27 protein-coding genes and 1 pseudogene are annotated in these 23,595 nt (G+C 69.3%); 9 read left to right on the top strand and 19 right to left on the bottom strand.

Features of this window, described 5'->3' with window-relative positions; genetic code table 11:
• Positions 1-642, bottom strand: a complete 642-nt coding sequence (locus AC5Y5B_RS09010; protein WP_500005155.1) for a TetR/AcrR family transcriptional regulator — start codon at positions 640-642, stop codon at positions 1-3.
• Positions 643-718: 76 nt separating this feature from the next.
• Between AC5Y5B_RS09010 and AC5Y5B_RS09005 the strand changes: the two genes are divergently transcribed.
• Complete coding sequence (locus AC5Y5B_RS09005; protein WP_500005153.1) at positions 719-2,188, top strand: flavin-containing monooxygenase; 1,470 nt, start codon at positions 719-721, stop codon at positions 2,186-2,188.
• Between the two features lie 4 nt (positions 2,189-2,192).
• On the opposite strand, the gene rraA is transcribed toward AC5Y5B_RS09005, so the two are convergent.
• From rraA to AC5Y5B_RS08960, 9 genes are all read right to left on the bottom strand, one after another.
• Positions 2,193-2,675 carry a ribonuclease E activity regulator RraA gene (gene rraA / locus AC5Y5B_RS09000; protein ID WP_112635156.1) on the bottom strand — a complete coding sequence of 161 codons (483 nt, stop codon included), beginning with the start codon at positions 2,673-2,675 and terminating at the stop codon, positions 2,193-2,195.
• A gap of 25 nt (positions 2,676-2,700) precedes the next feature.
• A complete protein-coding gene (locus AC5Y5B_RS08995) occupies positions 2,701-3,141 on the bottom strand; it encodes an Rv3852 family protein (RefSeq protein WP_500005150.1) in 441 nt (146 codons plus the stop codon).
• Between the two features lie 107 nt (positions 3,142-3,248).
• Positions 3,249-3,749: a copper resistance CopC family protein gene (locus AC5Y5B_RS08990; RefSeq protein ID WP_289176312.1), complete on the bottom strand. Its 501-nt coding sequence runs from the start codon at positions 3,747-3,749 to the stop codon at positions 3,249-3,251.
• Positions 3,746-4,408 (bottom strand): YcnI family copper-binding membrane protein, encoded by a 663-nt coding sequence (locus AC5Y5B_RS08985; RefSeq protein ID WP_112635754.1) that lies wholly within the window; start codon positions 4,406-4,408, stop codon positions 3,746-3,748. The genes AC5Y5B_RS08990 and AC5Y5B_RS08985 overlap by 4 nt, the downstream gene beginning before the upstream one ends.
• Before the next feature lie 28 nt (positions 4,409-4,436).
• Positions 4,437-5,093 carry a DUF6474 family protein gene (locus AC5Y5B_RS08980; RefSeq protein ID WP_500005147.1) on the bottom strand — a complete coding sequence of 219 codons (657 nt, stop codon included), beginning with the start codon at positions 5,091-5,093 and terminating at the stop codon, positions 4,437-4,439.
• A 142-nt stretch (positions 5,094-5,235) separates the two neighbouring features.
• The gene (locus AC5Y5B_RS08975) at positions 5,236-5,634 is read right to left on the bottom strand and encodes a helix-turn-helix domain-containing protein (protein ID WP_112635758.1); all 399 of its coding nucleotides are present in this window, start codon (positions 5,632-5,634) and stop codon (positions 5,236-5,238) included.
• Between the two features lie 601 nt (positions 5,635-6,235).
• Positions 6,236-6,769 carry a peptidase gene (locus AC5Y5B_RS08970; RefSeq protein ID WP_066863795.1) on the bottom strand — a complete coding sequence of 178 codons (534 nt, stop codon included), beginning with the start codon at positions 6,767-6,769 and terminating at the stop codon, positions 6,236-6,238.
• A gap of 194 nt (positions 6,770-6,963) precedes the next feature.
• Positions 6,964-7,587 (bottom strand): superoxide dismutase, encoded by a 624-nt coding sequence (locus AC5Y5B_RS08965; RefSeq protein WP_112635762.1) that lies wholly within the window; start codon positions 7,585-7,587, stop codon positions 6,964-6,966.
• Between the two features lie 148 nt (positions 7,588-7,735).
• Positions 7,736-7,891 carry a hypothetical protein gene (locus tag AC5Y5B_RS08960; RefSeq protein ID WP_165821908.1) on the bottom strand — a complete coding sequence of 52 codons (156 nt, stop codon included), beginning with the start codon at positions 7,889-7,891 and terminating at the stop codon, positions 7,736-7,738.
• A 482-nt stretch (positions 7,892-8,373) separates the two neighbouring features.
• Between AC5Y5B_RS08960 and AC5Y5B_RS08955 the strand changes: the two genes are divergently transcribed.
• Positions 8,374-9,420, top strand: coding sequence for a DUF4328 domain-containing protein (locus AC5Y5B_RS08955; protein WP_289176313.1), 1,047 nt, complete (start codon positions 8,374-8,376; stop codon positions 9,418-9,420).
• 4 nt (positions 9,421-9,424) lie between these two features.
• Positions 9,425-10,249 (top strand): glycerophosphodiester phosphodiesterase, encoded by an 825-nt coding sequence (locus AC5Y5B_RS08950; protein ID WP_289176314.1) that lies wholly within the window; start codon positions 9,425-9,427, stop codon positions 10,247-10,249.
• 9 nt (positions 10,250-10,258) lie between these two features.
• Here AC5Y5B_RS08950 and AC5Y5B_RS08945 read toward each other — a convergent pair whose 3' ends face one another.
• Positions 10,259-11,452: an LCP family protein gene (locus AC5Y5B_RS08945; RefSeq protein WP_500005143.1), complete on the bottom strand. Its 1,194-nt coding sequence runs from the start codon at positions 11,450-11,452 to the stop codon at positions 10,259-10,261.
• A 52-nt stretch (positions 11,453-11,504) separates the two neighbouring features.
• Entirely contained in the window at positions 11,505-12,299 is a 795-nt protein-coding gene (locus tag AC5Y5B_RS08940) for a DUF2470 domain-containing protein (RefSeq protein ID WP_112632614.1), read from the bottom strand.
• A gap of 89 nt (positions 12,300-12,388) precedes the next feature.
• Here AC5Y5B_RS08940 and pheA point away from each other — a divergent pair, with 89 nt between their 5' ends.
• Together pheA and AC5Y5B_RS08930 are read left to right on the top strand one after the other, a co-directional pair.
• Complete coding sequence (pheA, locus tag AC5Y5B_RS08935; protein ID WP_500005140.1) at positions 12,389-13,339, top strand: prephenate dehydratase; 951 nt, start codon at positions 12,389-12,391, stop codon at positions 13,337-13,339.
• On the top strand, positions 13,336-14,022 hold the full coding sequence (locus tag AC5Y5B_RS08930) for a histidine phosphatase family protein (RefSeq protein ID WP_500005138.1): 687 nt from the start codon (positions 13,336-13,338) through the stop codon (positions 14,020-14,022). Before pheA ends, AC5Y5B_RS08930 begins: the two co-directional genes overlap by 4 nt.
• 8 nt (positions 14,023-14,030) lie before the next feature.
• Here the strand turns inward: AC5Y5B_RS08930 and AC5Y5B_RS08925 are convergent, their stop codons facing one another.
• From AC5Y5B_RS08925 to AC5Y5B_RS08915, 3 genes and pseudogenes are all read right to left on the bottom strand, one after another.
• Positions 14,031-14,222, bottom strand: coding sequence for a hypothetical protein (locus tag AC5Y5B_RS08925; protein ID WP_112632611.1), 192 nt, complete (start codon positions 14,220-14,222; stop codon positions 14,031-14,033).
• Positions 14,223-14,645: pseudogene (locus tag AC5Y5B_RS08920) on the bottom strand (metallopeptidase family protein); the annotation flags it as partial.
• A 4-nt stretch (positions 14,646-14,649) separates the two neighbouring features.
• Positions 14,650-16,050 carry a septum formation family protein gene (locus tag AC5Y5B_RS08915; protein WP_112632609.1) on the bottom strand — a complete coding sequence of 467 codons (1,401 nt, stop codon included), beginning with the start codon at positions 16,048-16,050 and terminating at the stop codon, positions 14,650-14,652.
• Between the two features lie 108 nt (positions 16,051-16,158).
• On the opposite strand from AC5Y5B_RS08915, the gene serS reads away from it, so the two are divergent.
• Positions 16,159-17,418: a serine--tRNA ligase gene (gene serS, locus AC5Y5B_RS08910; RefSeq protein ID WP_500005136.1), complete on the top strand. Its 1,260-nt coding sequence runs from the start codon at positions 16,159-16,161 to the stop codon at positions 17,416-17,418.
• Here the strand turns inward: serS and AC5Y5B_RS08905 are convergent.
• The gene (locus AC5Y5B_RS08905) at positions 17,415-18,164 is read right to left on the bottom strand and encodes an AraC family transcriptional regulator (RefSeq protein ID WP_500005133.1); all 750 of its coding nucleotides are present in this window, start codon (positions 18,162-18,164) and stop codon (positions 17,415-17,417) included. The two genes, serS and AC5Y5B_RS08905, sit on opposite strands and share 4 nt — an antisense overlap.
• A gap of 54 nt (positions 18,165-18,218) precedes the next feature.
• On the opposite strand from AC5Y5B_RS08905, the gene AC5Y5B_RS08900 reads away from it, so the two are divergent.
• Positions 18,219-18,791, top strand: coding sequence for a class I SAM-dependent methyltransferase (locus AC5Y5B_RS08900; protein ID WP_112632606.1), 573 nt, complete (start codon positions 18,219-18,221; stop codon positions 18,789-18,791).
• On the opposite strand, the gene AC5Y5B_RS08895 is transcribed toward AC5Y5B_RS08900, so the two are convergent.
• Entirely contained in the window at positions 18,788-19,273 is a 486-nt protein-coding gene (locus AC5Y5B_RS08895; protein ID WP_500005131.1) for a DUF2834 domain-containing protein, read from the bottom strand. The two genes, AC5Y5B_RS08900 and AC5Y5B_RS08895, sit on opposite strands and share 4 nt — an antisense overlap.
• Before the next feature lie 69 nt (positions 19,274-19,342).
• Between AC5Y5B_RS08895 and AC5Y5B_RS08890 the strand changes: the two genes are divergently transcribed.
• Positions 19,343-19,966 (top strand): TetR/AcrR family transcriptional regulator, encoded by a 624-nt coding sequence (locus tag AC5Y5B_RS08890; protein ID WP_112632604.1) that lies wholly within the window; start codon positions 19,343-19,345, stop codon positions 19,964-19,966.
• Positions 19,967-20,013: 47 nt separating this feature from the next.
• Entirely contained in the window at positions 20,014-21,588 is a 1,575-nt protein-coding gene (locus AC5Y5B_RS08885; protein WP_500005128.1) for a phytoene desaturase family protein, read from the top strand.
• Here AC5Y5B_RS08885 and AC5Y5B_RS08880 read toward each other — a convergent pair.
• The gene (locus AC5Y5B_RS08880; RefSeq protein ID WP_500005126.1) at positions 21,585-21,917 is read right to left on the bottom strand and encodes a hypothetical protein; all 333 of its coding nucleotides are present in this window, start codon (positions 21,915-21,917) and stop codon (positions 21,585-21,587) included. The genes AC5Y5B_RS08885 and AC5Y5B_RS08880 overlap by 4 nt on opposite strands.
• Positions 21,914-23,464, bottom strand: coding sequence for a Rieske 2Fe-2S domain-containing protein (locus tag AC5Y5B_RS08875; RefSeq protein WP_500005123.1), 1,551 nt, complete (start codon positions 23,462-23,464; stop codon positions 21,914-21,916). The genes AC5Y5B_RS08880 and AC5Y5B_RS08875 overlap by 4 nt, the downstream gene beginning before the upstream one ends.
• Positions 23,465-23,595 lie beyond the last annotated feature (131 nt).

The raw sequence follows: 23,595 nt of genomic DNA, 5'->3' as shown, positions 1-23,595 counted from the left end.
CTAGCCGGATTCGCCGTAGATGCTGCTGATCCAGATGTGGGTGAGGGTGTCGACCACCCGCTCCGCCTCGACCGCGGGTGTTTCGGCGGAGAGCGCGGCCATCATGGTGCGCTCGTTCATCTGGTTCAGCGACGTGGCCAAGTCGGCGGCCGGGATGTTGTCCGGTGCGGCGCCGCGGGCGCGTTCCGCGGTGATCATGGCCGCGGTCTGGTCGATCCATTTCTGCATGTAGCCGGACCAGACCGACCGCAATTCCGTGCTGGTGGCCAGCACCTCGGTCGCGGTCCGCGCCACGGCCCGGTGCGTGGTGAAGGCGGTGAAGAACGCCTTGATGCCGTTTCGCCACACCCGGCGCGGATCGGCCGGCAGCCGATGCACGGCGCCGTCGAACTCGGAGTCGGCCTGGGCGATCACCGGCTCGAGCAGCGAGAGCAGCACCGCCTCTTTGGACTTGAAGTAGAAGTAGAACGTCGGCCGCGAGATGCCGGCGCCTTTGGCCAGGTCATCGACGGAAATGTCGGCCAGCGAGCGTTCTTCCAGCAGTCGTTCGGCGGTCGCGAGAATGGCCTGCTCGCGCTCGTCGCCCGTCGGGCGGATGGCGCGGCGGCCGCGCAGGGCGCGGGTCGGGCCGACGGTAGTCACGGCCGCTACTTTACACGTTGTCGACAGTTTCGACAGGGTGTTGACCGGCTCGACGCGGTGTTGATAGCGTGGCGTCATGACTGAGCACCTTGACGTCCTCATCGTGGGCGCCGGCATCTCCGGCGTGAGCGCGGCCTGGCACCTGCAGGAACGCTGCCCGACAAAGAGCTACGCCATCCTCGAGCGCCGCGCCGACCTCGGCGGAACCTGGGACCTGTTCAAGTACCCGGGCATCCGGTCGGACTCGGACATGTTCACCCTGGGCTTCCGGTTCAAGCCCTGGCGCTCGGCGAAGTCCATCGCCGACGGGGCCTCGATCAAGGCCTACATCAAGGAGACCGCGGTCGAGAACCAGATCGAGCCGAAGATCCGCTACCGCCACCGGGTGGTGGCCGCCGACTGGTCCGACGCCGACAACCGCTGGACGGTGACCGTGGAGAGCGACGGCCGGCAGAGCGAGATCACCTGCTCGTTCCTGTTCGCCTGCACCGGCTACTACAACTACGACGAGGGGTTCTCGCCCACCTTCCCCGGCGCCGACGACTTCGGCGGCACCATCGTGCACCCGCAGCACTGGCCCGAGGACCTCGACTACGCGGGCAAGCGGATCGTCGTCATCGGGTCCGGTGCCACCGCGATCACCCTGATTCCCGCCCTGGTGAACTCGGGCGCGGGACACGTGACGATGCTGCAGCGTTCGCCGACCTACATCGGGTCGCTGCCCGGGGTCGATCCCTTCGCCGAGAAGGCCAACCGGTTGTTGCCCGAGCGCCTCGCCCACATGGCCAACCGCTGGAAAGCCATCGCGTTCAGCACCTTCCAGTACCAGCTGTCCCGCAAGGCCCCCGGCTACATGCGCAAGACGTTGATGACGATGGCGCAGCGACGGCTGCCGGAGGGCTACGACGTCGAAAAGCACTTCGGCCCGCGCTACAACGTCTGGGACGAGCGGCTGTGCCTGGCCCCCGACGGCGACTTCTTCCGGACCATCCGCCATGGCAAGGCCGACGTCGTCACCGACACCATCGACCGGTTCACCAAGACGGGCATCAAGCTCACCTCGGGCGAGGAGTTGCCGGCCGACATCATCATCACCGCAACGGGATTGAACATGCAGCTGCTGGGCGGGGTGAAGCCGACCCGCAACGGCGAGGACATCGAGCTGACCTCGTTGATGACCTACAAAGGCCTGATGTTCTCCGGTGTGCCGAACTTCGCCATCACCTTCGGCTACACGAACGCGTCCTGGACGCTGAAGGCCGACCTGGTCTCCGAGTTCGTGTGCCGCTTGCTGAACTACATGGACGCCAAGGGTTTTGACTTCGTCGAGCCGCAGCATCCGGGTCGCGACGTCGACGAGCTGCCGTTCATGGACTTCACCCCCGGCTACTTCCGGCGGTCGATGCACCTGCTGCCGAAGTCGGGGTCGCGGGCGCCGTGGCGGCTCAAGCAGAACTACTTCTTCGACATGCGCACGATCCGGCGCGGCAGGGTCGACGACGAAGGCTTGAAGTTCGCGAAAAAGCCTGCGCCGGTGGCGGTTTAACGGATCAGTCGGCGGCGACGACGACGATCCCGTCGTCGTCGCTGTAGGCGATCTCGCCCGGCGCGAACGTCACCCCTCCCAGGATGACCTCGACGTCGCGTTCGCCGGCGCCGGTCTTGGTGCTCTTGCGGGGATTGGTGCCCAACGCCTTGATGCCGATGTCCATGCCCCGCAACGTGGCCGAGTCGCGCACGGCGCCGTTGATGATCAGCCCGGCCCAGCCGTTGGACCGGGCCAGCTCGGCGATGACGTCGCCGACCAGCGCGGTGTGCACGGAGCCGTCGCCGTCGATGACCAAAACCCTTCCGCCGCCGGGCTCCGAGAGGATCGATTTCAGCAGCGCGTTGTCCTGAAAACACCGCACGGTGCTGATCGGGCCGGCGAATTCGGCCCGGGCGCCGAACTGGCGGAATTGCACGTCGCAGCTGCGTACGTCTGGGCCGATGCTGTCTACGAGGTCGGCCGTCGGCCGGAATGCCACCGTCACTTCTGACACGTTAGACGCTCGCCGCTCAGCGGCGGCGCAGCTGGCGAATGAGCAGGATGGCCAGCAGGCTGACGGCCAGGGCAACGATCAGGGGCACCGGGGACTGACCCGCCGCCGGACCGGCGATCGCCGGCGACACCGGGTTGTTGGCGGCCTCCACGGTGGACTTCGCCTGCGCGGCAGCATCTTTGGCGGCGGCGGTGAGGTCGCCGTTGCTTTCGGCCCGCTGCGCAACGTCGAGCGGCGGCTCGGGCGGTGTCGGGGGCGCCGGTTCGGCGCTCTTCGCCGGCACCTTCTTGGCGGGCGCTTTTTTGGCTGGCGCTTTTTTGGCGGGCGCCTTTTTCGCAGGTGCCTTCTTGGCGGGCGCTTTCGCGGTCTTCTTCACCGCCTTGGCGGGCGGCTTCTTCTCCGGCGGGGTGCCGGCGCCGTCGGGTGCGCTGTTGGTTGGGTCCTGCGGGTCTGCCATGCGGCCGCTCCTTGAGCTTCCTCTGTCGTCGTTCCCCCTGGCTCACCGGGTTCAAGGTCCCATCATGCCAGGGCGCGCCGCGGCGCCTCGCTCACCGGCCACCGTACTCAGCGGCGGCCCCGCGCCGCCCACCACGCGCCGCCGGCGACCAGCGCCACCGCGACGGCGACAAATGGCCAGACCGGGACCGCGCCGCCGCCCGCCGGGGCCGCCGCGGGAGGACCAGGCGTGCCGGTGCCGGGCACCGTGAGCCGAAACGACCAGGACCCGGACACCACGTGGCCATCGGCGGAGGTGACGCGGTAGTTCACCGTGTACGTTCCGGCCGGGCCCAGCGCTCGCAGGGCGATGCCGACCACCGCGCCCTGCACGGTGGGCTCGCCGGTGGACCAGACGTTGCCGTCGGGACCGACCACCGTCATGGCGGCGAACGTGGTTTGCAACTGCTCGTTGAACGTGGCGCTCACCCGCTGCGGGCCCGTCGCCAGCGCCGCATCGGCGGCGGGGTCGGTGGCCACGCGGGCGGCGTGGGCCGACGCGGCCGGCGCGGTCAGTGTCGCGATGACAAACATGACGCCGACGCACGCGCCAACCGCCAGGCGCTTCATGCTCGCCGGCGGATCAGGGCCATCGCGATGCCCGCGGCGGCGACCACCAGGGCGGCGCCGCCCAGCAGTCGGGCCGGGTTGTCGGCCCCATTCGGCCCCGCCGGCGCCGTGCCGGGGGAGCCGTGGTGTTGGTGCGGTGCCGCCGCGCCGGTGGCCAGGGCGAGCATGGGAACCGGGTGCTCGGGCTCGCTCCCGTCGGGCAGCGGCGGCTGATCCCACTTCACGACGGTTCCGTCGGAGTAGGTCTGCGTGGCGGGGAAGCTGACGGTGTCGGTGTCGGGCAGCTTCACCGACAGCCGGAACAGGGCGAATTGATCCGCCCCGATGCCGCCGGTGAGGGCGGCGGTCCACGTCACCGACCGCACGGTGCCCGACGCCGCGTCGCGGTCGAGCCTGGCCGTCCAGCCCGGCAGGCTTTCGGTGCGCGCCGATGCGACGTTGGGAAGCGTGACGGTCAGGGCGGTGGTGAGCGCCCCGTTGTTCGACTCGTTGGGCACCTGGAACGTGACGATCGCCATGGCCCCGCGCACCGCGTTGTCGCTGCTGGCGTGCACGTGGGCCCAGGCGGCGGGAAGTTGGGCGGCCGAACCGAGATAGAGGGCGATGGCCGCGGCGATGACGGTCAGGGTGCGGGATATCCACCTGCTGTGGACGGGCATGCCGGGATGCTGCCTTTCGTGCGGGCGGTCAGCTCAGGCCGAGGCGGGCCATCAGGTCCGCCTCGATCCCGTCGAGCTGCGTCGAGATCGCGGCGTGAGCCGCTCGGCGCCGCGCGGCCGGCATGTTCTCCGCCGCGGTGACCGCCGCCGACAGATCGGTGAGCCGCTCGGCGATCGCGGACACGAACTGCTTGGTCTCGGCGTCCTTGGGGTTTTTGTCCTGCACCATGCGCAGCGACTTTTCCGACCCCGCGATGCGGGCGGACAGCTGGGCGCCGTGACCGGAGAACTGGCCGATCTGGGCCAGCGGAATGCCGAGTTGATCCGCACGCCGCTGGTCGATGAGCGCGCGGGCGGCGACCGCCGCCCGGTAGATGAGCGGGGTGAGGATCGGCGCGAGCAGGCGAGACACCGTCAGCACCCGGCGGATTCGTGTCGGTGAGAAGATCTTGCCCTCCCGCGCGGCTTTGAGTTCGGCCTCCGCGACCTTCAGGGCGTTGCGGTCGCGGTCTCGCTGCGCCTTGATCTGCGCGCGCAGCGCCTTGCCCTCCGCCCGTTGAGCGGATTTGACGCGGCGCACCTCGTTCTTCGCGGCCAGCTTGGCTTCGAGCTTCGCGCGGGCCCTGATCGCGCGGGCTTCGGCGCGACGCGTCGCGCGGCTCTTTCGCTTGCGGAACAGGCCCATTCCCGGCCGCCTCCCGGTGATCTCGCTGGCAATCGTTGTCTATCGCTCTCGCGGTTGCGCGATCCGCTGAGCCAACCCTAATGGGAATGGGCGGGCGGCAGCCCTCCAGGGCACGCCCCACGGCCGGTGCCCGGCGTGGACGTCAGGCGTCTAGGTGCTCGGCGCGGCGAAGTTCGTTGACCCGCTCCATGACCTCGCGTTGCGCCTCCGGGGACAGCTCGGCGGTGCGCACCGCGATGCGGCGCACGTTGTCGTCGCGCGTCGTGGCCAACCACGACAGCTCCTTATCGAGCTTCTCGTAGTACTCGTCGTCGGTGAAGTAGGCCGGCTTGATGCGGAAGAAGTTGGCCAGAGCGGCCATGGTCGCCGTCGATGGGTTGGTGCGATTGCCGGAACGCAACTGGGAGAGGTAGGGAGCCGACATCGTGATGCCCTCTGCCTTGAGCGCCGCGATCACTTCCGCGGAGGTGTGCGGCCCGCGTCCCGGGGGATACACCGTGTCGAACAGGCGATTCAGGCGAGCAGCGAACGTCGTGCTCATTGATATGACCTCCACTGGGCTGTAGAAGTGAACTGTTACCTAGGTATATTTGCTGATCATGGTAGCGAGGCTTGGTGATCGTAACCAGGTGCAAACCCCAAGGGAATCCCGACCCGCGTAGCTGACGCTTACCAACTCCCCACTAGACGAGCGTCTAACTGATTCGCTGGGGTGTCCACCAAATCCTTGAAACTCACAGGTTATCCGCAGAATCGGACGTTCGTTCCAAGGTGGCGGGCGAAAGGTGCGCTGACGGGCGCGATAATATGCCGGGACGTGCTGGGCGATCGCTCCGCAACGGGCCCGTTATCAGGGCAGATTCAGCACACCCTTTGCTGCCGGGTGTGAAAAGTGCCCCCGCGACGGTCCCGTTCGCCGGTTTCGCGGCCGCCGGGCGACGATGGCCGAGGCGCGGTTAACTTAGCCGGACGGCGCTGGTACCGCGCCGAAACGCATCGACGGTTCTGCGGCGCGCCAACGCCGACGCGACCGCGGTTGCGGAAACGGCTCGGGCGGGTGCCAACCGGCCCACGCCACGGTCGGCAAGGTGAATCGCGGTTCGCACCCGACCGCGAAACCGCGGCGGTCGTCGGGCAGGTCCTCACGCGGCGAGCAGCATCGCCAATATCGCCGTGTCGGGGTGGCTGATCGGGTCGACGCCGACCCGGCTCACCATCGAGGTGATGGTTCCGTCGGCCTCGGCTTCCACCCAGGCCGCCCGGTGCTCGAGTCCCAGATAGGGCAGACCCGGCAGCAAGACGCACCCCGATGCCGCGCCGGTGCATTCGGGCAGTGACGGCGTGGTTTCCGACGGCGGGTGCAACATGAGCAGCGCCGGCGGCTGATGCTCCGCGAAATAGCCTGGCTGGATGGCTGATTCACCGAACACCGTGCCCTCGGCGAGCACCAGGCCGACCGTGCCGGGCTCGGGTTCGTCCGGCAATTCCTCGCGGGCACCGAAGACCGTTGTGGTCGAGAGCAATCCGGGCAGCGACGCGATTCTGACCGCGACCATGAGGAGCTGGGCCCATTCTTTGGTCGAATCGGGCCACCGCCCGGAGATCACGAACCCTTTCAAGGCGCCACGAGAATGGAACGGGGACACCCCGATAGGACCATCCGACCCAGTTTCCATTTCGACCTCCGCGCGATGACTCCGATTGGAACAACCACACTGGCAAGTCCGAATAATTAAGCATGCCTGCGGTTTAGGCGCCATGCAACACGACACGGTCAGCGGCGCAGGCCTACTCGTGCGGTTCGGTGCGGGTCGAACAAACGACGGGGGCGCCGCGCAACCGCGCGACGCCCCCGCCGATCGAAATGAAGTCAGCCGAAAATCAGGCCCCGGGTTTTCGACGTCGCGGCCTCGTACCGCTTCTGCACATCCGCCCAGTTGACGACGTTCCAGAACGCCTTGACGTAGTCCGCCTTGACGTTCTTGTACTGCAGGTAGAACGCGTGCTCCCACATGTCGACCTGCAGCAAGGGGATGATGCCAAGCGGAACGTTGGCCTGCTGGTCGTAGAGCTGGAAGGTGAGCAGCCGGCCGCCCAGGGTGTCGTAACCCAGCACCGCCCAGCCCGAACCCTGCAGTCCGTTGGCGGCCGCGCTGAACTGAGCGCGGAAGCGATCGAAGGACCCGAAGGCGTCATCGATCGCGGCGGCCAGTTCGCCGGTCGGCTTGTCGCCGCCGTCCGGCGACAGGTTCTTCCACCAGATGGAGTGGTTGACGTGGCCGCCCAAGTGGAAGGCGAGGTTCTTTTCGTTCAGGAAGATCGCAGCGTGGTCCTCGTTGGCGCGGGCCTCTTCGAGCTTGGACAGAGCGTCGTTCACGCCTTTGACGTACGTGGCGTGGTGCTTGGTGTGGTGGATCTCGTTGATCTGCCCGGAGATGTGCGGTTCCAACGCTGCATAGTCCCAGTCCAGGTCGGGCAGGGTGTATTCAGCCACGGCATTCCTTTCTTCGATTATCGTCTTGACGCTCAGCCGCGCGGCGCCGGCTTGCGGCGGCCGGCCGTTATCAACCCTGCTCCATGACCGCGCGCTCCGCAAGAACGACCCTTGTGAGCCGGAACGCGGATACCCGCTGAGCGGCGATTCAAGACAAGACGATGACTGCGAGCACGGCCAGCAACGCCAGGGCGATCAGCCCGGCGCGCAGCGCGGCGATGCTATAGCTGTGATTCCACGCCGGCGAGCCGCAATACGACTTCGACGGGCCCGGTGAACCCGGACCGAACGACTGCGTGGCCATCAATCGCCTTCCACCCCCCGGTCACCTCGCGTCAGTGAGGTGAGTCACAAACACTTTTCGCGAACGCGATCATAGCGCTTCGTGGCGGCCTTGAGAAATATCGCGCTGAGCTGGGCGTTGGCGAGGGGCGGCGGGGCCGGAAGCGCCGCACCGGGTGGGGGCCGATCCGCGGCCGGACGCGCTGGTCGTAAGGGTGCTTAGCAAGGCAATGCATTTCGCTCGGCGACCCGCTTCGGCTGTCGATGGGGTGCCGACACCGCCGGGGTGTTATCCACAGTTACACCACCGTCAGCCGCCAGGGGCTGTAGCGATGCTTTCTATACCCCCTCTGTCTATGTGGATAAACCTGTGGAAACTGTGGATAGTCGGCGGTCCCTGGGCGGGTTGCCAATCCGGCCCTCGCGGCAGACGGCGGCGGCCGGCCGCGCGGCCCGCGGCCCGCGGTTCGACGGCCGGTGTCGGGACGGCGTTAGTCTGGTCCGGTGATCCAGGTGTGCTCCCAGTGCGGCACCCGCTGGAACGTGCGTGACCGGCAACGCGAATGGTGTCCACGCTGCCGCGGGGCCCTGCTGGCGCCCCCGCCGGACGCCCCACCGGCCGACCCGCGCTGGAGTGCGCCCGGGGCCCCGGCGCCGGCCCGCTCCTCGAGGCCGACCGGGTGGCAGCGCACCCCGCCGCGGCTGCCGCCCGGCTATCGCTGGATCGCGGTGCGCCCCGGCGCGGCGCCGCCGGCGCGACACGGGCGCCGTCCACTCGGGCCCACGCCGCGTTACACCGTCATCCCGCGCTGGGGTCTGGCCGACCGAGTCGAGCAGGCGCCCGCGGCCGCCGCGGCGGCCGCGCCGTCCGGTCCCTCGGCGCAGATCGTGCGCACCACCTCCTTCGTGGGTGTGCTGGTGCTCAGCATCGCCGCCCTGGTCTACGTGGTGCGCTACGTGCTGCTGGTGATCAACCGGAACACCTTGCTGAACTCATGGGTGGCCATCGGCGCCGACTGGCTCGGCGTGCTCGCCAGCGTGGGCGCGGGCGCGGCGGTGATCGCCTCCGGCGTGCTGCTGATCCGCTGGATGATCGCCCGCCGCGCCGCCGTGTTCGCCCATCACGGTCTGCCCGAGCCGCGCTCCACGCGGGCGCTGTGGGCAGGCTGCGTCGTGCCGCTGGCCAACCTGCTGTGGGCCCCGGTGTACGTGATCGAGCTGGCGCTGCTCGAAGAGCACTACGCCCGGCTGCGCGGCACCATCCTGCAGTGGTGGGCGGCGTGGGTCTGCAGCTACGCCGTGTCCATCGCCGCCATCGCGACCAGCTTCGCCACCGACGCCCAGGGCATCGCCAACAACACCGTGCTGATGGTCTTCGCGTACCTGTTCGCCGCCGCCGCGCTGGCCGCCGCGACACGCGTCTTCGAGGGATTCCAGCGCAAACCCGTCGCGCGTCCCGCGCATCGTTGGGTCGCGGTTCCCGAGGACGGGCCCGCCGCGCCGGCGTCGGCCGACCCAGTTGAGTTGAAGGGGCAGGAACCGGCAGCATAGGGGTATGACGTGGGCCGACGAGGTGCTCGCCGGGCATCCCTATGTCGTCGCCCACCGTGGCGCCTCGGCCGCGCGGCCCGAACACACGCTGGCCGCCTACGACCTCGCGCTCAAAGAAGGCGCCGACGGCGTGGAATGCGACGTGCGGCTGACCCGCGACGGCCACCTGGTGTGCGTGCACGACCGCCGGCTGGACCGGACCTCGACCGGCGCCGGCTTGGTGAGCACGATGACCCTCTCCGAGCTGCGCGAGCTCGAATACGGGGCGTGGCACGACAGCTGGCGCGAAGACGGCACCCACGGCGACACCAGCTTGTTGACGCTGGACGCGCTGGTCTCGCTGGTGCTGGATTGGCATCGGCCGGTGAAGCTGTTCATCGAAACCAAGCACCCGGTGCGGTACGGCTCGTTGGTCGAGACCAAGCTGCTCGCGGCGCTGCATCGGTTCGGCATCGCCGCTCCGGCGTCGGCGGACCGGTCCCGCGCGGTGGTGATGTCGTTCTCGGCCTCCGCGGTCTGGCGGATCCGGCGGGCCGCCCCGCTGCTGCCCACGGTGCTGCTCGGCAAGACCGGTCGCTATCTGACCAGCGGCGCGCCCACCGCCGTCGGCGCCACGGCCGTGGGGCCCTCGCTGTCGACGCTGAGGGAATATCCCCAGCTCGCCGACCGGGCCATCGCCCAGGGCAGGGCGGTCTACTGCTGGAACGTCGACGACTACGAAGACATCGATTTCTGCCGCGACGTCGGGGTGGCCTGGCTCGCCACGCACCATCCCGGTCGCACCAAGGCGTGGTTGGAGGGCAACCGTGCCGGCGACGGCAGCCGCTAGGTCGCTCGTCTACTGAGGTTCGTCCGACGCGGCGGGAGGCACGGGCGCGTCGGAGGCCAGCGAGTCGAACAGCCGCGCGGCCGCGTCGTGATTCCACACCACCACCGACCCGGCGTCACCGCTGGTGAACTGTCCGATCGGCACGGTCATGGTGGTGGTCGGCCCGTGCAGCGCCCAGCCGAGCCGGGCCAAGTCCCAGGCGTGGTCGCCGCGGTCGACGGTCAGCGCGTCGGCGGCCGCCCGCGGCACCGAATACCAGCGCCACGGATTGAGCCACACCGCGGGGCTCGCGGCCCGATGCAGCAGCGCGGCGACGAACTGACGCTGGTTGACCATCCGGTCCAGGTCGGCGCGGGGCGTGGCGCGCGACCTGACGTAGCCCAGCGCGGTGCGGCCGTCGAGGGTGTGGCAACCCGCCTGCAGGTCGATGCCGGCCAAGGGGTCGTCGAACGACGTCGTCGGGCACACCGTCACCCCGCCCAGCGCATCCACCAACCCGGCGAACCCGCCGAACCCGATCTCCGCGTAGTGATCGAGGCGCAACCCGGTGGCCTGCTCCACCGTCTGCACCAGCAGCGGGGCGCCACCCATCGCGAACGCGGCGTTGATCTTGTCCTTGCCGTGCCCCGGAATCGGGACGTAGGAGTCGCGCGGTATCGACACCATCGACGTCTGCGCCGCGGATCCGATGCCCGGCACGTGAACCAGCAGGATCGTGTCGGTACGCCCGTTACCGATGTCACCGCCGGTGGCCAGGTCCTGTTGCTGCTCGGCGCTGAGGCCTTGGCGGCTGTCCGATCCGACGATCAGCCAGTTGGTGCCCCGGCCGGCCGCGGGACGGTCCGGATAGTCGGCGAGCACCTGTTCGCGACGCAGTTTGTGGTCGAACCAGACCGCCCCTGCGAGGGTGCCCCCGCCGAGCAGCAGCGCCCCCACCAGCAGGACCGACAGCACCGTGCGGAGCACGCGACGTTTGCGGCGCCTGCGCGGTGTGCTCGGGGCCTGCGGTCGCGGCGGCGCCGCGCTGGGCGCGGGCACGGCGACGGGTTGCGGCCTCGGCCGGTGCAGCGGCTGGGTCTCCGCCGTCGGCGACGGCGGCGGGACGGTCTGGCGGTGGATCACCTGCGCAGGCTCGGGGTGCGGCGGGCCGGGCGGGCCCCCTCCGGGAGGCCGCCGGCGGTGCGGTGAGCGGTCGCCGTTCACCCGGTAAACGTACGTGGCCGGCCCGCGGAGGCGCCGTGCGCCGCGCTCCCGGCTAGCCGCGCGCCCGGAGCCCGTTGATGAACGGGCAGCCCATCAGCACCCGGATCGCCTGGCTCAGGCCGGTCATGTCGTCGACCGGTTTGTGGAACGGCAGCCGGACATCGTGGTCGCGATCGTCGCCCTCGACGCGGAACCGGACGCCGTAGCGGTCCAGGCCCAGGGGCCGCACGTGCCCGCGCCGCAGGGGCGCCGGCAGCCGGGACACCAGCCGCGCCAGGACGTCGCTGTGGGCGGTGTCCAGGTGCCACAGCAGGCTCGACTCGAGCGCGCAGAACGGGTCCGGCCGGGCGTCGAGCAGGTCGCCGACGCTGACCGGCTCGGCGCCGGTGGCATCGGTGACGACCACCGAGGCGATCTCGAGCCGCAACAGCGTGTAGCGCGGCTCGTGGTGGTCGCCGGGGGCGCAGCGGGGGGTGTCGATGCCCAGCAGGGCCGGGTTCGGGCACTCGGCGGCGATCAGGTCGAGCATGTCGAGGACGTCCGTCGGGGGTACCTCTTGCAGGCGCCCGCGCACCCACACCAGCGAACGGACCGGTTCGCGCAGCGGTAGCGGCGCGTAGTCCGTCAGCTCCAGCAGCGCTTGGGATCCCGAGACGGGTCGCACCAACTCGCGCTCCCGCTCGACGGGAAGCGCCAGCGCAACGGATCCGTCGTCCATCAGGTGGTGCAGCGGGGTGGGGACCGGGTCGTCGTGCTCGATGGCCAGCAGCGCGCCGCTGGCGCGGACACAGGCGCTGCGGATGCGTTCGGCGGTCGACGGGGCGGGGCAGCTCAGCGGTAACACCATTCTCATCCTTCGATTAGGTAAGCCTAAGTTAACTTACCCGCGGTGGCGTCGCAAGACTTTTCTGGGCCGCGCGCCGCTAGGGTTGGGACGTGGCCCGCATCGCTTACCTCGGTCCGGAGGGGACGTTCACCGAGGCGGCGTTGCGACAGATCACCGCCGCGGGACTGGTCCCCGGAGCGGGCCCGGCCGGCGTGCAACCATCGCCGGTCGACAGCACCTCCGCGGCGCTGGACGCCGTGCGCGACGGCTCCGCCGACTACGCCTGCGTCCCGATCGAGAACTCGATCGACGGTTCGGTGACACCGACGCTGGACAGCCTGGCCATCGGCTCGGCCCTGCAGGTATTCGCCGAAACGACGCTCGACGTCGCGTTCAGCATCGTCGTCAAACCCGGCCGCGAGGCGGCGGACGTGCGGACGCTGGCGGCCTTCGGGGTGGCGGCGGCCCAGGTGCGCCAGTGGGTGGCCGCCAATCTGCCCGACGCCGCGCTGCGGCCGGCGTATTCCAACGCCGACGCCGCCCAGCAGGTGGCCGAAGGCCGCGTCGACGCGGCGGTGACCTCGCCGCTGGCCGCCGCGCACTGGGGCCTGGCCACCCTGGCCGAGGGTGTGGTGGACGAATCCAACGCCCGGACCCGCTTCCTGCTGGTCGGCCGGCCGGGGCCTCCGCCGGCCCGCACCGGAGCCGACCGCACCTCGGTGGTGTTGCGCATCGACAACGCGCCGGGCGCGCTGCTGGCCGCGCTCGCCGAATTCGCCGTCCGGGGCATCGACCTGACCCGCATCGAATCCCGGCCGACCAGAACGGGACTCGGCATCTACCGGTTCTTCGCCGACTGCGTGGGCCACATCGATGACGACGCCGTCGCCGAGGCACTCAAAGCGCTGCACCGTCGTTGTGCTGATGTGCGTTATCTCGGTTCCTGGCCCACGGGCTCGCCGGCCGGGGCGTTGCCGCCGCCCGCCGAGGAGGCCGCGCGCTGGCTTCGTCAGCTGCGCGACGGCAAGCGCGACGAATCCGCGGGGGGAGCGCAGCGGTGAGCGGCCGGTTGATCCTGGTGCGCCACGGCCAGTCCTTCGGAAACGTCGAACGCCGCCTCGACACCCGCCCGCCCGGCGCGGAGCTGACCCCGCTGGGCCGCGACCAGGCCCGGGCGTTCGCCCGCGGCACGGGTCGCCCCGCGATGCTCGCGCACTCGGTCGCCACCCGGGCGTCGCAGACGGCCGAGGTGATCGGCGGCCAGGTCGACATGTCCCCGATCGAGGTGGCCGGGGTGCACGAGGTGCAGGTCGGGCGGCTGGAAAACCGCAACGACGACGACGCGGTCGCCGAGTTCAATGCGATCTACCAGCGGTGGCATCACGGCGAGCTCGACGTGGCGCTGCCCGGCGGCGAGACCGGCAACGACGTGTTGGACCGCTACGTTCCGGTGCTCACCGACCTGCGCCTGCGCTACCTCGACGACCGCGACTTCCACGGCGACATCGTCGTCGTCAGCCACGGCGCGGCGATCCGGCTGGCCGCCGCGGTGCTGGCCGGCGTCGAAGCCGACTTCGCGCTGGACAATCACCTGGACAACGCGCAATCGGTGGCCCTGACCCCGATCACCGACGGGCGGTGGAGTTGCGTGCGCTGGGGAACGTTGACCCCGCCGTTCTATCCGGAGGAAGAGGCGACGCCGGTCGCGGACGCGGTGCTGTCAAGCACCGACCCGATGGGTTGACCCCTCGGTCAGACTGCCAGCGCGATCGCTTCGGTGCACACGCACCCGACGGCGTCGCAGTCGATGACGAAGGCGTGCGGCAACAACTCGGGACTGAAGCAGTCCGGCTCCGTGCATTCCGACCGGTGCAGCGCGTGGCGAATGATGGTGCCGTGACAGTGATCTAAGCCTGCCCGGCAGTCGCGGCAGTCAATGCTCATAGGTGAGTTCATAGCACGCGTCGCGGACAAAACCGGGATGCCGCGCCCAGCAAGGGGCGCCGTGTGCGGTTGTCAGGCCCAGCCCAGCTCGTGGAGGCGGTCGTCGTCGATGCCGAAGTGGTGCGCGATTTCGTGGATCACGGTGATGGCCACCTCCTCGACGACCTCGTCCTCGGATTCGCAGACGTCGAGCAGCGCGTCGCGGTAGATGGTGATGGCATCCGGCAGCGACCCGAAATAGTCGGAGTCGCGTTCGGTCAACGCCACCCCCTCGTACAGGCCGAGCAGTTCGGCGTCCTCGGGATGGCGGTCTTCGACCAGCACGACGACGTTGTCCATGGCCGCCGCCAGCTCGGGCGGGATGAGGTCGAGGGCGTCGGAGACCAGTTCGTCGAAGCGCTGCGGATCCATCCTGACGGACACCCGCCTAGCCTCCCGGCGGCGGCTCGGCGGGCGGTGCCTCGGGGGCGGGATTGGCCGGTGGCGGCGGCGCGGGCGCGGGCGCCTCGGGTGCCGGATTGGCGGGCGGGGCGCCGTTGTCCGCGGGCGGCGCCTGCTGGGCGGGCGCCTGCTGCTGGGGGGCCTGCTGCTGGGGTTGCTGCGCGGGCTGCTGGCCGGGCAGGTGCTGGTTGTTCGGCGGGATCTCCGGGGCCGAGCCGGTGCCGGCGCCGGACTGGGTGGACGGCGGCTGGGCCGGGGCCTGCAGCGGGATGGGCGGCATGGTGAGCCGCTCCTCGGGAATGTCGGGCGGCGGCACCGGCGGTTGACCGTTGATCAGCAGCTGGCCCTTGGCGCTGTTCAGCAGGGTGGCCCAGCCGCCGTTGCCCAGCGTCGCGCCGATGCTGCAGGCCACCTCGCGGCTGCCCGCCGTCCAACTGGCCAGCGGCACCGTCGGGTAAATCAGCGTCAAGGTGGTGGTGCGCAGCTTGACCGGAGCCAGGTACGCGTCGGTCATCTTGGTGCACGAATCCTTGATGAAGCCGTCCTGGTCGGGCTCGGCGGGCAGGCCGCCGGGGAACTTCTCGGCCAGGTTGACCGTGCCGGTGACCTCCATGGCGTGCGGCGCCGCGCAGTCCACGGGCGCGTCGGTCGGCTGGTTGGTCGCCGAGTCAATGCCCAGACAGGTGCCGGCCGGCCACACCTTGGACTGGTCGACGTCGGCGACCTTGCCCTTGAAGGGCTGCTGCTGGTTGTTCATGCCGGGCAGTTGCAGGCCGCACAGCATCCGGCGGTCGCCGTTCTGGCGCCAGGCTCGGTCGCCGGGCCACAGCAGGCTGACGGTGAACTTGCTGTTCGGATCGAACTTGGGGCCGAGGTAGGTGCGAACGGCGGCCTCGCACTGCTCCTGGGTGATCTGCTGGATGCGCGCCGGCGTCGGAGGCGCGGCATTGGGCCCGTACTCGGAGCCCGGGAAGGTCCGCATGTCAATGGATTCGGCGACCTCGAACTTGTGGTCGTCGCCGCAGTTGACGATCCGCGCCGACTCGGGCGTGGTGTCCGGCCACATCAGGCACTCCCCGGGCGTGGCCCGGTTGAAGGCGGCGTCGCTTTTGGTTCCGGTGCTGCGCACCGGGCTGCTGTCGAGGAACCGACCCGAGCCGGGACCGCCGACGGGGATCGCGGTCACCAGCCCCGCGATCAGCAGGCCACCGAGCGCGGTCAGCAGCAGCGCGCGCCGGGTCGCGCGGGCCTGCAGGCTGCGCGGCCAGCCGAAGGCCGACGGCTGCAGTTCGGACGACTCACCGGCCGAGCCGGCGGACGACTCGACCCCCCGGCCTTCCCGGGCTTCCGAAAGTTCCTTCTCGGGCGCTTGCGACATCCGCTCCATTCTGACAGCAGCGCCTGAGACCGGTGACAAAAGTTACTGATGTGAGTCCTGCGACTTTCCGGGATGCGCCGCCAGCCGGCCCGAACCGGTGAAAGTAGTCTCAGGGCCGTGATCGACCTGAAGCTGCTCCGGGAAGACCCCGACGCCGTGCGCCGCTCCCAGCTGAGCCGCGGCGAAGACCCGGCGCTGGTAGACGCCTTGTTGACCGCCGACGCCGCCCGCCGGGCCGCGATCTCGTCGGCCGACGGGCTGCGGACCGAACAGAAGTCCGCCAGCAAGAGCGTCGGGGCGGCCTCACCGGAGGAGCGCCCGGCCAAGCTGGCGCGCGCCAAGGAACTGGCCGAGCAGGTCAAGGCCGCCGAAGCCGCCCAGGCCGACGCGGAGGCGGCGTTCACCGCGGCGCACATGGCGATCTCCAACGTCGTCATCGACGGGGTGCCCGCCGGCGGGGAGGACGACTTCGCCGTGCTCGACGTGGTCGGCGAGCCCGCGGCGATCGACAACCCGAAGGACCACCTCGAGCTCGGTGAGGCGCTCGGGCTCATCGACATGCAGCGCGGCGCCAAGGTGTCCGGGTCGCGGTTCTACTTTCTGACCGGCAAGGGCGCGCTGCTCCAGCTCGGCCTGTTGCAGCTGGCGCTGCGGCTGGCCGTCGAGAACGGCTTCATCCCGATGATCCCGCCGGTGCTGGTGCGCCCGGAGGTGATGGCCGGCACCGGATTCCTGGGCGCGCACGCCGACGAGGTCTACCGCGTGGAGGCCGACGACCTGTACCTGGTGGGCACCTCGGAGGTGCCCCTGGCGGGCTACCACTCCGGCGAGATCCTGGACCTGTCCGGCGGGCCGCTGCGGTACGCGGGCTGGTCGTCGTGTTTTCGCCGCGAGGCAGGCAGTTACGGCAAGGACACCCGCGGCATCATCCGGGTGCATCAGTTCGACAAGGTCGAGGGCTTCGTCTACTGCACACCCGCGGACGCCGAGGCGGAACACCAGCGGCTGCTGGGCTGGCAGCGCGAGATGCTGGCCCTCATCCAGGTGCCATACCGGGTGATCGACGTGGCCGCGGGCGACCTGGGTTCGTCGGCCGCGCGCAAATTCGATTGTGAGGCTTGGGTTCCCACCCAGGGCGCCTACCGCGAGCTGACGTCCACGTCCAACTGCACCACGTTCCAGGCGCGCCGGCTGGCCACCCGCTATCGCGACGAGGCGGGCAAACCGCAGACCGCCGCCACGCTCAACGGGACGCTGGGCACCACGCGGTGGCTGGTGGCGATTTTGGAGAACCACCAACAGCCCGACGGCAGCGTCCGGGTGCCCGAGGCCCTGGTGCCGTTCGTCGGCACCGAAGTGCTCGAACCGGTCGGCTAAAACGCCTTGCCGGCCACCTGACCGGGGGTGTGGCCGAAGGCCCGCCGGTAGGTGTCGATGAAGGCACTCGGTGTGGCCCAACCGCATTCGGCCGCCACCGACGTGACATCGCGCCGCTCGGCGAGCAACACGAGGGCGTGTTGCAGCCGGACCTGGGTGCGCCACTGCGGGAACGTCATCGCCAGTTCGTCGCTGAACAGGCGGCTCAGCGTGCGCTGGCCGACGCCGAGCCGGTCGCCAATCTGCCGCAGCGACAACGACTCACGCAGGTTTCCGGCGATCAGTGCGCACGCTTGCCGCAACCGGCTGTCGACCGGTGTCGGAATCCACAGCGCCTCGGCAATGCTGGTCGCCTGCAACTGATCGTGCAGCACCGCCAGCATCCGGTGGTGCTCGTCGGTGTCGGTGCCATCGGTTTGCGAACACGCGATGATCAGTTCGCGCATCAGCGGATTGACCGCCAGCACGGCCGGGGCCGAGGGGCCGCGGCGGTAGCGGTCGGGGTCCAGCGCGACGCCGTGAAACTGCGTGGTGCCGTGGAACCTGTGTTCGTGCCAGCACCCGGCCGGTATCCAGATCGCGCGATTGGCGGGCGTCATCCACGTTCCGGTCGGGGTGGTCACCGAGACGGCACCCGAGGACGGGTAGACGATCTGGTGCAGCGGATGTCGATGCCGCTCGATGTGGGACCCCGGCGGCAGCGTCTGCGACGAAGTCGCCAACCCGTGATGGCTGAAATCCGACATATCAAGGCAGGATATCGGAAGCCCGCATCCGTCCGGGCGCCTAGCGTTGCCGATATGGCGATGAATCTGTTGCACCGGCGCCGCTGTAGCTCGGCGGGCTGGGAGAAGTCGGTGGCCGATCAGCTGTTGCCGTGGGCCCTGCAGGACGTCGAATTGGGCGCGCGCACTGTGGAAATCGGCCCCGGATACGGGGCGACACTGCGCGCGCTGCTCGATCGGGCGGCGTCGCTGACCGCCGTGGAGGTCGACGGCGTGATGGCCGATCGCCTGCAGCGCAAGTACGGCGAGCGGGCGCGCATCATTCACGGTGACGGCACCGAAACGGGTTTGCCCGCGGACCATTTCACGTCGGTGGTGTGTTTCACGATGCTGCACCACATTCCCAGCGCCGAGCTGCAGGACCGCCTCTTCGCCGAGGCGTTCCGGGTGCTGCAGCCGGGCGGGGTTTTCGCCGGCAGCGACGGCGTCCCGTCGTTGGCGTTCCGGCTGCTGCACGTCGCCGACACCTACAACCCGATCGCGCCGGCCGACCTGCGCGGGCGGCTGGCGGCGGCGGGATTCACCGAGATCCACACCGAGGTCCGGGGCGGCCGGCAGAAATGGCGGGCCGCCAAACCGATCGGCTAGGCGGCGACCGTGGCGCGGTCTCGCTCGTGGCGGCGCTGGCGCTCCATGGTGGCGAAGTAGAACGCGAAGGCGAACGCGAAGCTGGTGAACAGGCTGGACACGAAGTACAGCCACGGGTGGCGCACGCCCCGGCGATAGCCGTCCACGATCGTAAAGAGCGGCAGCAGAACGACATTGGCGATGGTGTAGTCCTGGCTGGCCGAGCTGGCTGCCGGGTTGGTGAACATCAGCCTGATGTACTCGAGCCAGCTGCCGTGTTCACCCCACAGGGGGTTGGTGGATCCGTGCGAGTACTCCTGCACGTAGGTGATGTTGAAGTACCAGCCGAGGGCGACCGACGCGATGCCGACGACGTAGTACACGACTTCCATTGGGGAGAACAGCGGGCCGGTGGCCGGCCGGGCGAAAACCGCTCTGTTGGCCATGACGATCCAGCTGATGACCGCCAGTCCGAGTACCGCGTGGGTGAGTAGCGAGACCATGGGCGCAGTCTCACCCGACTCCCGAAGTTTTGTCAATATTGTCAAAAAGTTTCTTGGTACCTTACTGCCATGGTCCGGCCCGCTCAGACGGCGCGCAGCGAGCGCACGCGCGAAGCGCTGCGCCAGGCCGCCCTGGTGCGATTCCTGGCCCAGGGCGTGGAGGACACGTCGGCCGAGCAGATCGCCGCCGACGCCGGGGTGTCGTTGCGGACGTTCTACCGCCACTTCAGCTCCAAGCACGACCTGCTGTTCGCGGACTACACCGGGCTGCACTGGTTTCGTGCGGCGCTGGCCGCGAGGCCGGTCGACGAGCCGGTGATCGACTCGGTGCAGGCGGCCGTCTTCGCGTTCCCCTATGACGTTGAGGCCGTGACGAAAATCGCCGCGCTGCGGGGCGGCGACGTGGACCAGGGGCGCATCGTGCGGCACATCCGCGACGTCCAGGCCGACCTGGCCGACGCCATCGAGGAGCAGCTGCGCCGGCGCGGCGCCGCGGCCGATCCCACTCCGGACATGCGGCTGCGGATCACCGTGAGCGCGCGGTGCATCGCGGCGGCGGTGTTCGGCGCCATGGAGGCCTGGATGGTCGGCGACGAACGGTCGCTGGGCGAGCTGGCCCGGATCACCCACGTGGCGCTCGAGTCGCTGCGCGGCGGGATCTCCGGCACGTGGATCACCGCAGTTTCGTCATAATTGACAAAACTTTGCCGCCGTGCGAGCCTCCCTTTCGGAGGGCAGACATGACTGAATACGACGCGATCGTCATCGGCGCGGGCCACAACGGGCTGACCGCGGCAGTGCTGTTGCAGAAGGCCGGGCTGCGCACGGTGTGCCTGGACCCCAAGCTCTACGCGGGTGGCATGGCCTCCACCGTGGAGCTTTTCGACGGGTACCAGTTCGAGATCGCCGGCTCGGTGCAGTTCCCGACGTCGCAGGTGGTGGTCGACGAGCTGGGCCTGGACGCCCTGCCGACCATCGACCTGGACGTGATGTCGGTGGCGGTGCGCGGCGTCGGTGACGATCCGCTGGTGCAATACAGCGATCCCATCAAGCTGTTCACCCATCTCAACGAGGTGCACGGGGCCGACGCCGTCAACGGGATGGCCGGGCTGATGGCGTGGAGCCAGGGCCCGACCCGCGCGCTGGGCCGGTTCGAAGCCGGAACACCGCCCAAGAGCATCGACGAGATGTATGCCTGCGCCACAAACGAATTCGAGCGCTCGGCGATCGACGACATGCTGTTCGGCTCGGTCACCGACGTGCTGGACCGCTATCTGCCCGACCGCGAGAAGTTCGGCGCGATCCGCGGCTCGATGACCGTGCTCGCCGTCAACACGCTCTACCGGGGACCGGCCACGCCGGGCAGCGCGGCCGCGCTCGCCTTCGGCCTCGGCGTTCCCGACGGCGACACCATGCAGATGAAGAAGCTGCGCGGCGGCATCGGCGCGCTCACCTCGCACCTGTGCGACGTGCTGCAACGCCACGGTGGCGAACTTCGGTTGCGCACCAAGGTGACCGAGATCCTCGTCGACGACGGGCGGGTGACCGGCGTGCGCACCGAGGCGGGCGAGACGTTGAACGCCCCGATCGTGGTCTCCGGGATCGCCCCGGACGTCACGCTCAACGAGATGATCGACCCCGCCGCGCTGCCCGCCGACATCCGGGAGCGCTATGCGCGCATCGACCACCGCGGCAGCTACCTGCAGATGCACTTCGCGCTCGAGGAGGCCCCCGTCTTCGCCGCGCCGTATGAGGCCCTCAACGAACCGGCCATGCAGGCCTCGATCGGCTTGTTCTGCACTCCGGAGGAAGTCCAGCAGCAGTGGGAGGACGCACGGCTCGGCATCGTCCCGGCCGACCCGACCGTCGTCTTGCAGATCCCGTCGCAGAACGACCCGGACCTGGCACCCGCGGGAAAGCACGCCGCGTCGGCGTTCGCGCTGTTCTTCCCTATCGAGGGCGACGTCGATTACGGGCAGGCCAAGGTCGAGATGGGCCAACGGGTGATCGACAAGATCACCAGGCTCGCCCCGAATTTCGAACGCAGCATCATCCGGCACACCACCTTCACGCCCAAGCACATGGGCGTCATGTTCGGCGCCCCGGGCGGGGATTACTGCCACGGCCTGCTGAACGCCAACCAGGTCGGGCCCAACCGGCCCGGCCCGCGGGGCTTCCTCGGCCAGCCGATCCCGATCGAGGGCCTGTACCTGGGTAGCGCGGGCTGCCATGGGGGCCCCGGAATCACCTTCATCCCCGGCTACAACGCGGCGCACCAGGCGCTCGCCGACCGCGGGGGCGCGGCCGCGCCCTAGCCGCGCTGGCTCAGCAGGTCGTCCAGCAGGGCGGTGAACTCCTCGGGACGCGCCGGCGTGAACGCGGGGCTGGGCCGTGTGCCCGGCACGTCCAGCGTGATCAACGTCGACTTGAGCGGGCGGCGGATGTCCAGGGGCAGCCAGCGGCGGAAGTCCGAGCTGCCCCAGATCCGGAACCGCTGGGTGAACAGCCCCAGCTGCTCGGCCTTGTACCCGCGGATCGCGTCGAGCGCGATCACCTTCGCCGTGCCCGAAGGAAAGTGGTAGCGGCGCAACGTGATCGCCGCGCGATCCAACTGGACCAGGCCGTCGTCGTAGGACCCGTTCACGCTCGCGAACTCCGCAGCTGATGGCCCTTGGCGGTCAGGCAGCGCCCGTCGTCCAGCCGCCACTGCCACCCATGCAGGTTGCAGGTCAACGTGTTTCCCTCGACGACGCCGAACTTCGACAGGTCGGCCTTGAGGTGCGGGCAGCGGCGCTGAATCTCCCAGCCATCCAGTGTGACCGACGCGGAGTCGTCGTGCGTCTCGGCGAACCAGCCGTCGGCGTAGGCGATCCGTTCGTCGGTCAGGCACTTGAAGAATGTGTACAGGTACTCGTTGTAGCCGCCGACTCGCCAGGCCCGAAACCGGGTCGACAAGAAGATGGTGTTGACCCAGTCCGGCTCGCGATCGCGCAGCACGGTGCGAACCAGCTCCGGCGCTATCTCGAAGCCGTAGCGGACCTTCTCATCCGGAATGCGTTCGCGCACAGCACGTTTCGGGAAATCCAGGACGACGGTTTCCGGCCCGAGCACCAGTTCGACGGGGTAGCCGATTCCGTCGCAGATCTCGTCACTTTGCGACATGATCGGCTCGAACAGCGCGCGCAACGGCTCCAGCAGCGGCTCGCCGGTGGCCGGCGCCCAGCTCGCCCGCTGCGCGGCGACGACGGGCGCCATCCGCTCGGCGTAGTCGGCGATGTAGTCGGCCTTGCCGGTGGTAAAGATGGCCTCGACCCGATCGGTGGGCAGCGGATGGGTCAGCGAATTCAACTGCGAGCCGGTGAAATCGGCGGTCGATCCGGGGATCATCAGCAGCCCGCCGTGGTGGCCGTGCCTGCGCATCTGATCGAGGAACACCATCTGGTCGGGGAAGATGTTGGCCGGATCGGCGTGGTCGTCGTTGAGGTGGCGCAGCTCCGGGTCGAGGAAGCAGGGCGGTCCCGCGGACGGGACCACCCACGTCGCCCCGACCTGGGCGAGGTACTGGCGGGCACGGTCCATCTGGCGTTGCCGCTTCTGGACGCCGAACGACTCCTTGGCGCGGGCCGGCATGTCGTAGACCATCGGGTACCAGATGGCCCCGGAGTACTGCAGCAGGTGCACGTCGATCTGCCCGAATTCGGAGGCGAGCACGTCGAGGTCCACCGGACGGGCGTCGTTCATGTTGAAAACCGTTGTCGCGCCGTCGGAAACCAACAGCGCCGAATCGCCGATCGGTCCGTCGGCGGGGGCCCGCAGCGCGAGGATCATGACGTCGAGCTCGCCGTTCGGGCCGGTGACCCGGTGCTTGACCGAATCGGTCGTCTCGAAGAATCGGTGAAAACCCAGCTTCTGCAGTTCGTTTCGCAAGTCGGGCACCGGAAAGTCCGGCAGCAACACGACGGCGTCCTTGTTGACGTGCTCAGCCAGATTCTTCGCGTCGAAGTGGTCCTTATGCAGGTGAGACACGTACAGGTAGTCGCAGGCGCCCAGTTCGTCCCAGTCCAGCGTGCTGTTGTCCGGGAACGGGAACCAGGACGCGAAGTAGGCGGGATTGACCCAGGGGTCGCACAGGATGCTGCCCGCTTGGGTCTGGATCAGAAATCCGGCGTGGCCGACGCTGGTGACCTGCACTGATACCTTCCTGGGGCCGGTAGAAGGCCTGCGAAAGGCTTCTGCGGCCTCGGCCGGGGATGACGGCTTTTCAGCACCCGAGCTTAGCGCGAGCCACCTGCGATTTCCGGCTGTGGGGGCGGCACGCGGCC

This window comes from Mycobacterium sp. NGS33 (assembly GCF_059812885.1).
This window is presented reverse-complemented; position numbering and strand designations above follow the sequence as displayed.

Coding starts and splice junctions, on each gene's coding strand:
- AC5Y5B_RS08990 (WP_289176312.1), bottom strand. CDS start 3,749: ATGAAGCGCCTGGCGGTTGGCGCGTGCGTCGGCGTCATGTTTGTCATC.
- AC5Y5B_RS08985 (WP_112635754.1), bottom strand. CDS start 4,408: ATGCCCGTCCACAGCAGGTGGATATCCCGCACCCTGACCGTCATCGCC.
- AC5Y5B_RS08885 (WP_500005128.1), top strand. CDS start 20,014: ATGACTGAATACGACGCGATCGTCATCGGCGCGGGCCACAACGGGCTG.
- AC5Y5B_RS09005 (WP_500005153.1), top strand. CDS start 719: ATGACTGAGCACCTTGACGTCCTCATCGTGGGCGCCGGCATCTCCGGC.
- AC5Y5B_RS08960 (WP_165821908.1), bottom strand. CDS start 7,891: ATGGCCACGCAGTCGTTCGGTCCGGGTTCACCGGGCCCGTCGAAGTCG.
- AC5Y5B_RS08980 (WP_500005147.1), bottom strand. CDS start 5,093: ATGGGCCTGTTCCGCAAGCGAAAGAGCCGCGCGACGCGTCGCGCCGAA.
- AC5Y5B_RS08925 (WP_112632611.1), bottom strand. CDS start 14,222: ATGAGCATTGACTGCCGCGACTGCCGGGCAGGCTTAGATCACTGTCAC.
- AC5Y5B_RS08915 (WP_112632609.1), bottom strand. CDS start 16,050: ATGGAGCGGATGTCGCAAGCGCCCGAGAAGGAACTTTCGGAAGCCCGG.
- AC5Y5B_RS08995 (WP_500005150.1), bottom strand. CDS start 3,141: ATGGCAGACCCGCAGGACCCAACCAACAGCGCACCCGACGGCGCCGGC.
- AC5Y5B_RS08975 (WP_112635758.1), bottom strand. CDS start 5,634: ATGAGCACGACGTTCGCTGCTCGCCTGAATCGCCTGTTCGACACGGTG.
- AC5Y5B_RS08900 (WP_112632606.1), top strand. CDS start 18,219: ATGGCGATGAATCTGTTGCACCGGCGCCGCTGTAGCTCGGCGGGCTGG.
- AC5Y5B_RS08905 (WP_500005133.1), bottom strand. CDS start 18,164: ATGTCGGATTTCAGCCATCACGGGTTGGCGACTTCGTCGCAGACGCTG.
- AC5Y5B_RS08970 (WP_066863795.1), bottom strand. CDS start 6,769: ATGGAAACTGGGTCGGATGGTCCTATCGGGGTGTCCCCGTTCCATTCT.
- AC5Y5B_RS08950 (WP_289176314.1), top strand. CDS start 9,425: ATGACGTGGGCCGACGAGGTGCTCGCCGGGCATCCCTATGTCGTCGCC.
- AC5Y5B_RS08895 (WP_500005131.1), bottom strand. CDS start 19,273: ATGGTCTCGCTACTCACCCACGCGGTACTCGGACTGGCGGTCATCAGC.
- AC5Y5B_RS08940 (WP_112632614.1), bottom strand. CDS start 12,299: ATGGTGTTACCGCTGAGCTGCCCCGCCCCGTCGACCGCCGAACGCATC.
- AC5Y5B_RS08890 (WP_112632604.1), top strand. CDS start 19,343: ATGGTCCGGCCCGCTCAGACGGCGCGCAGCGAGCGCACGCGCGAAGCG.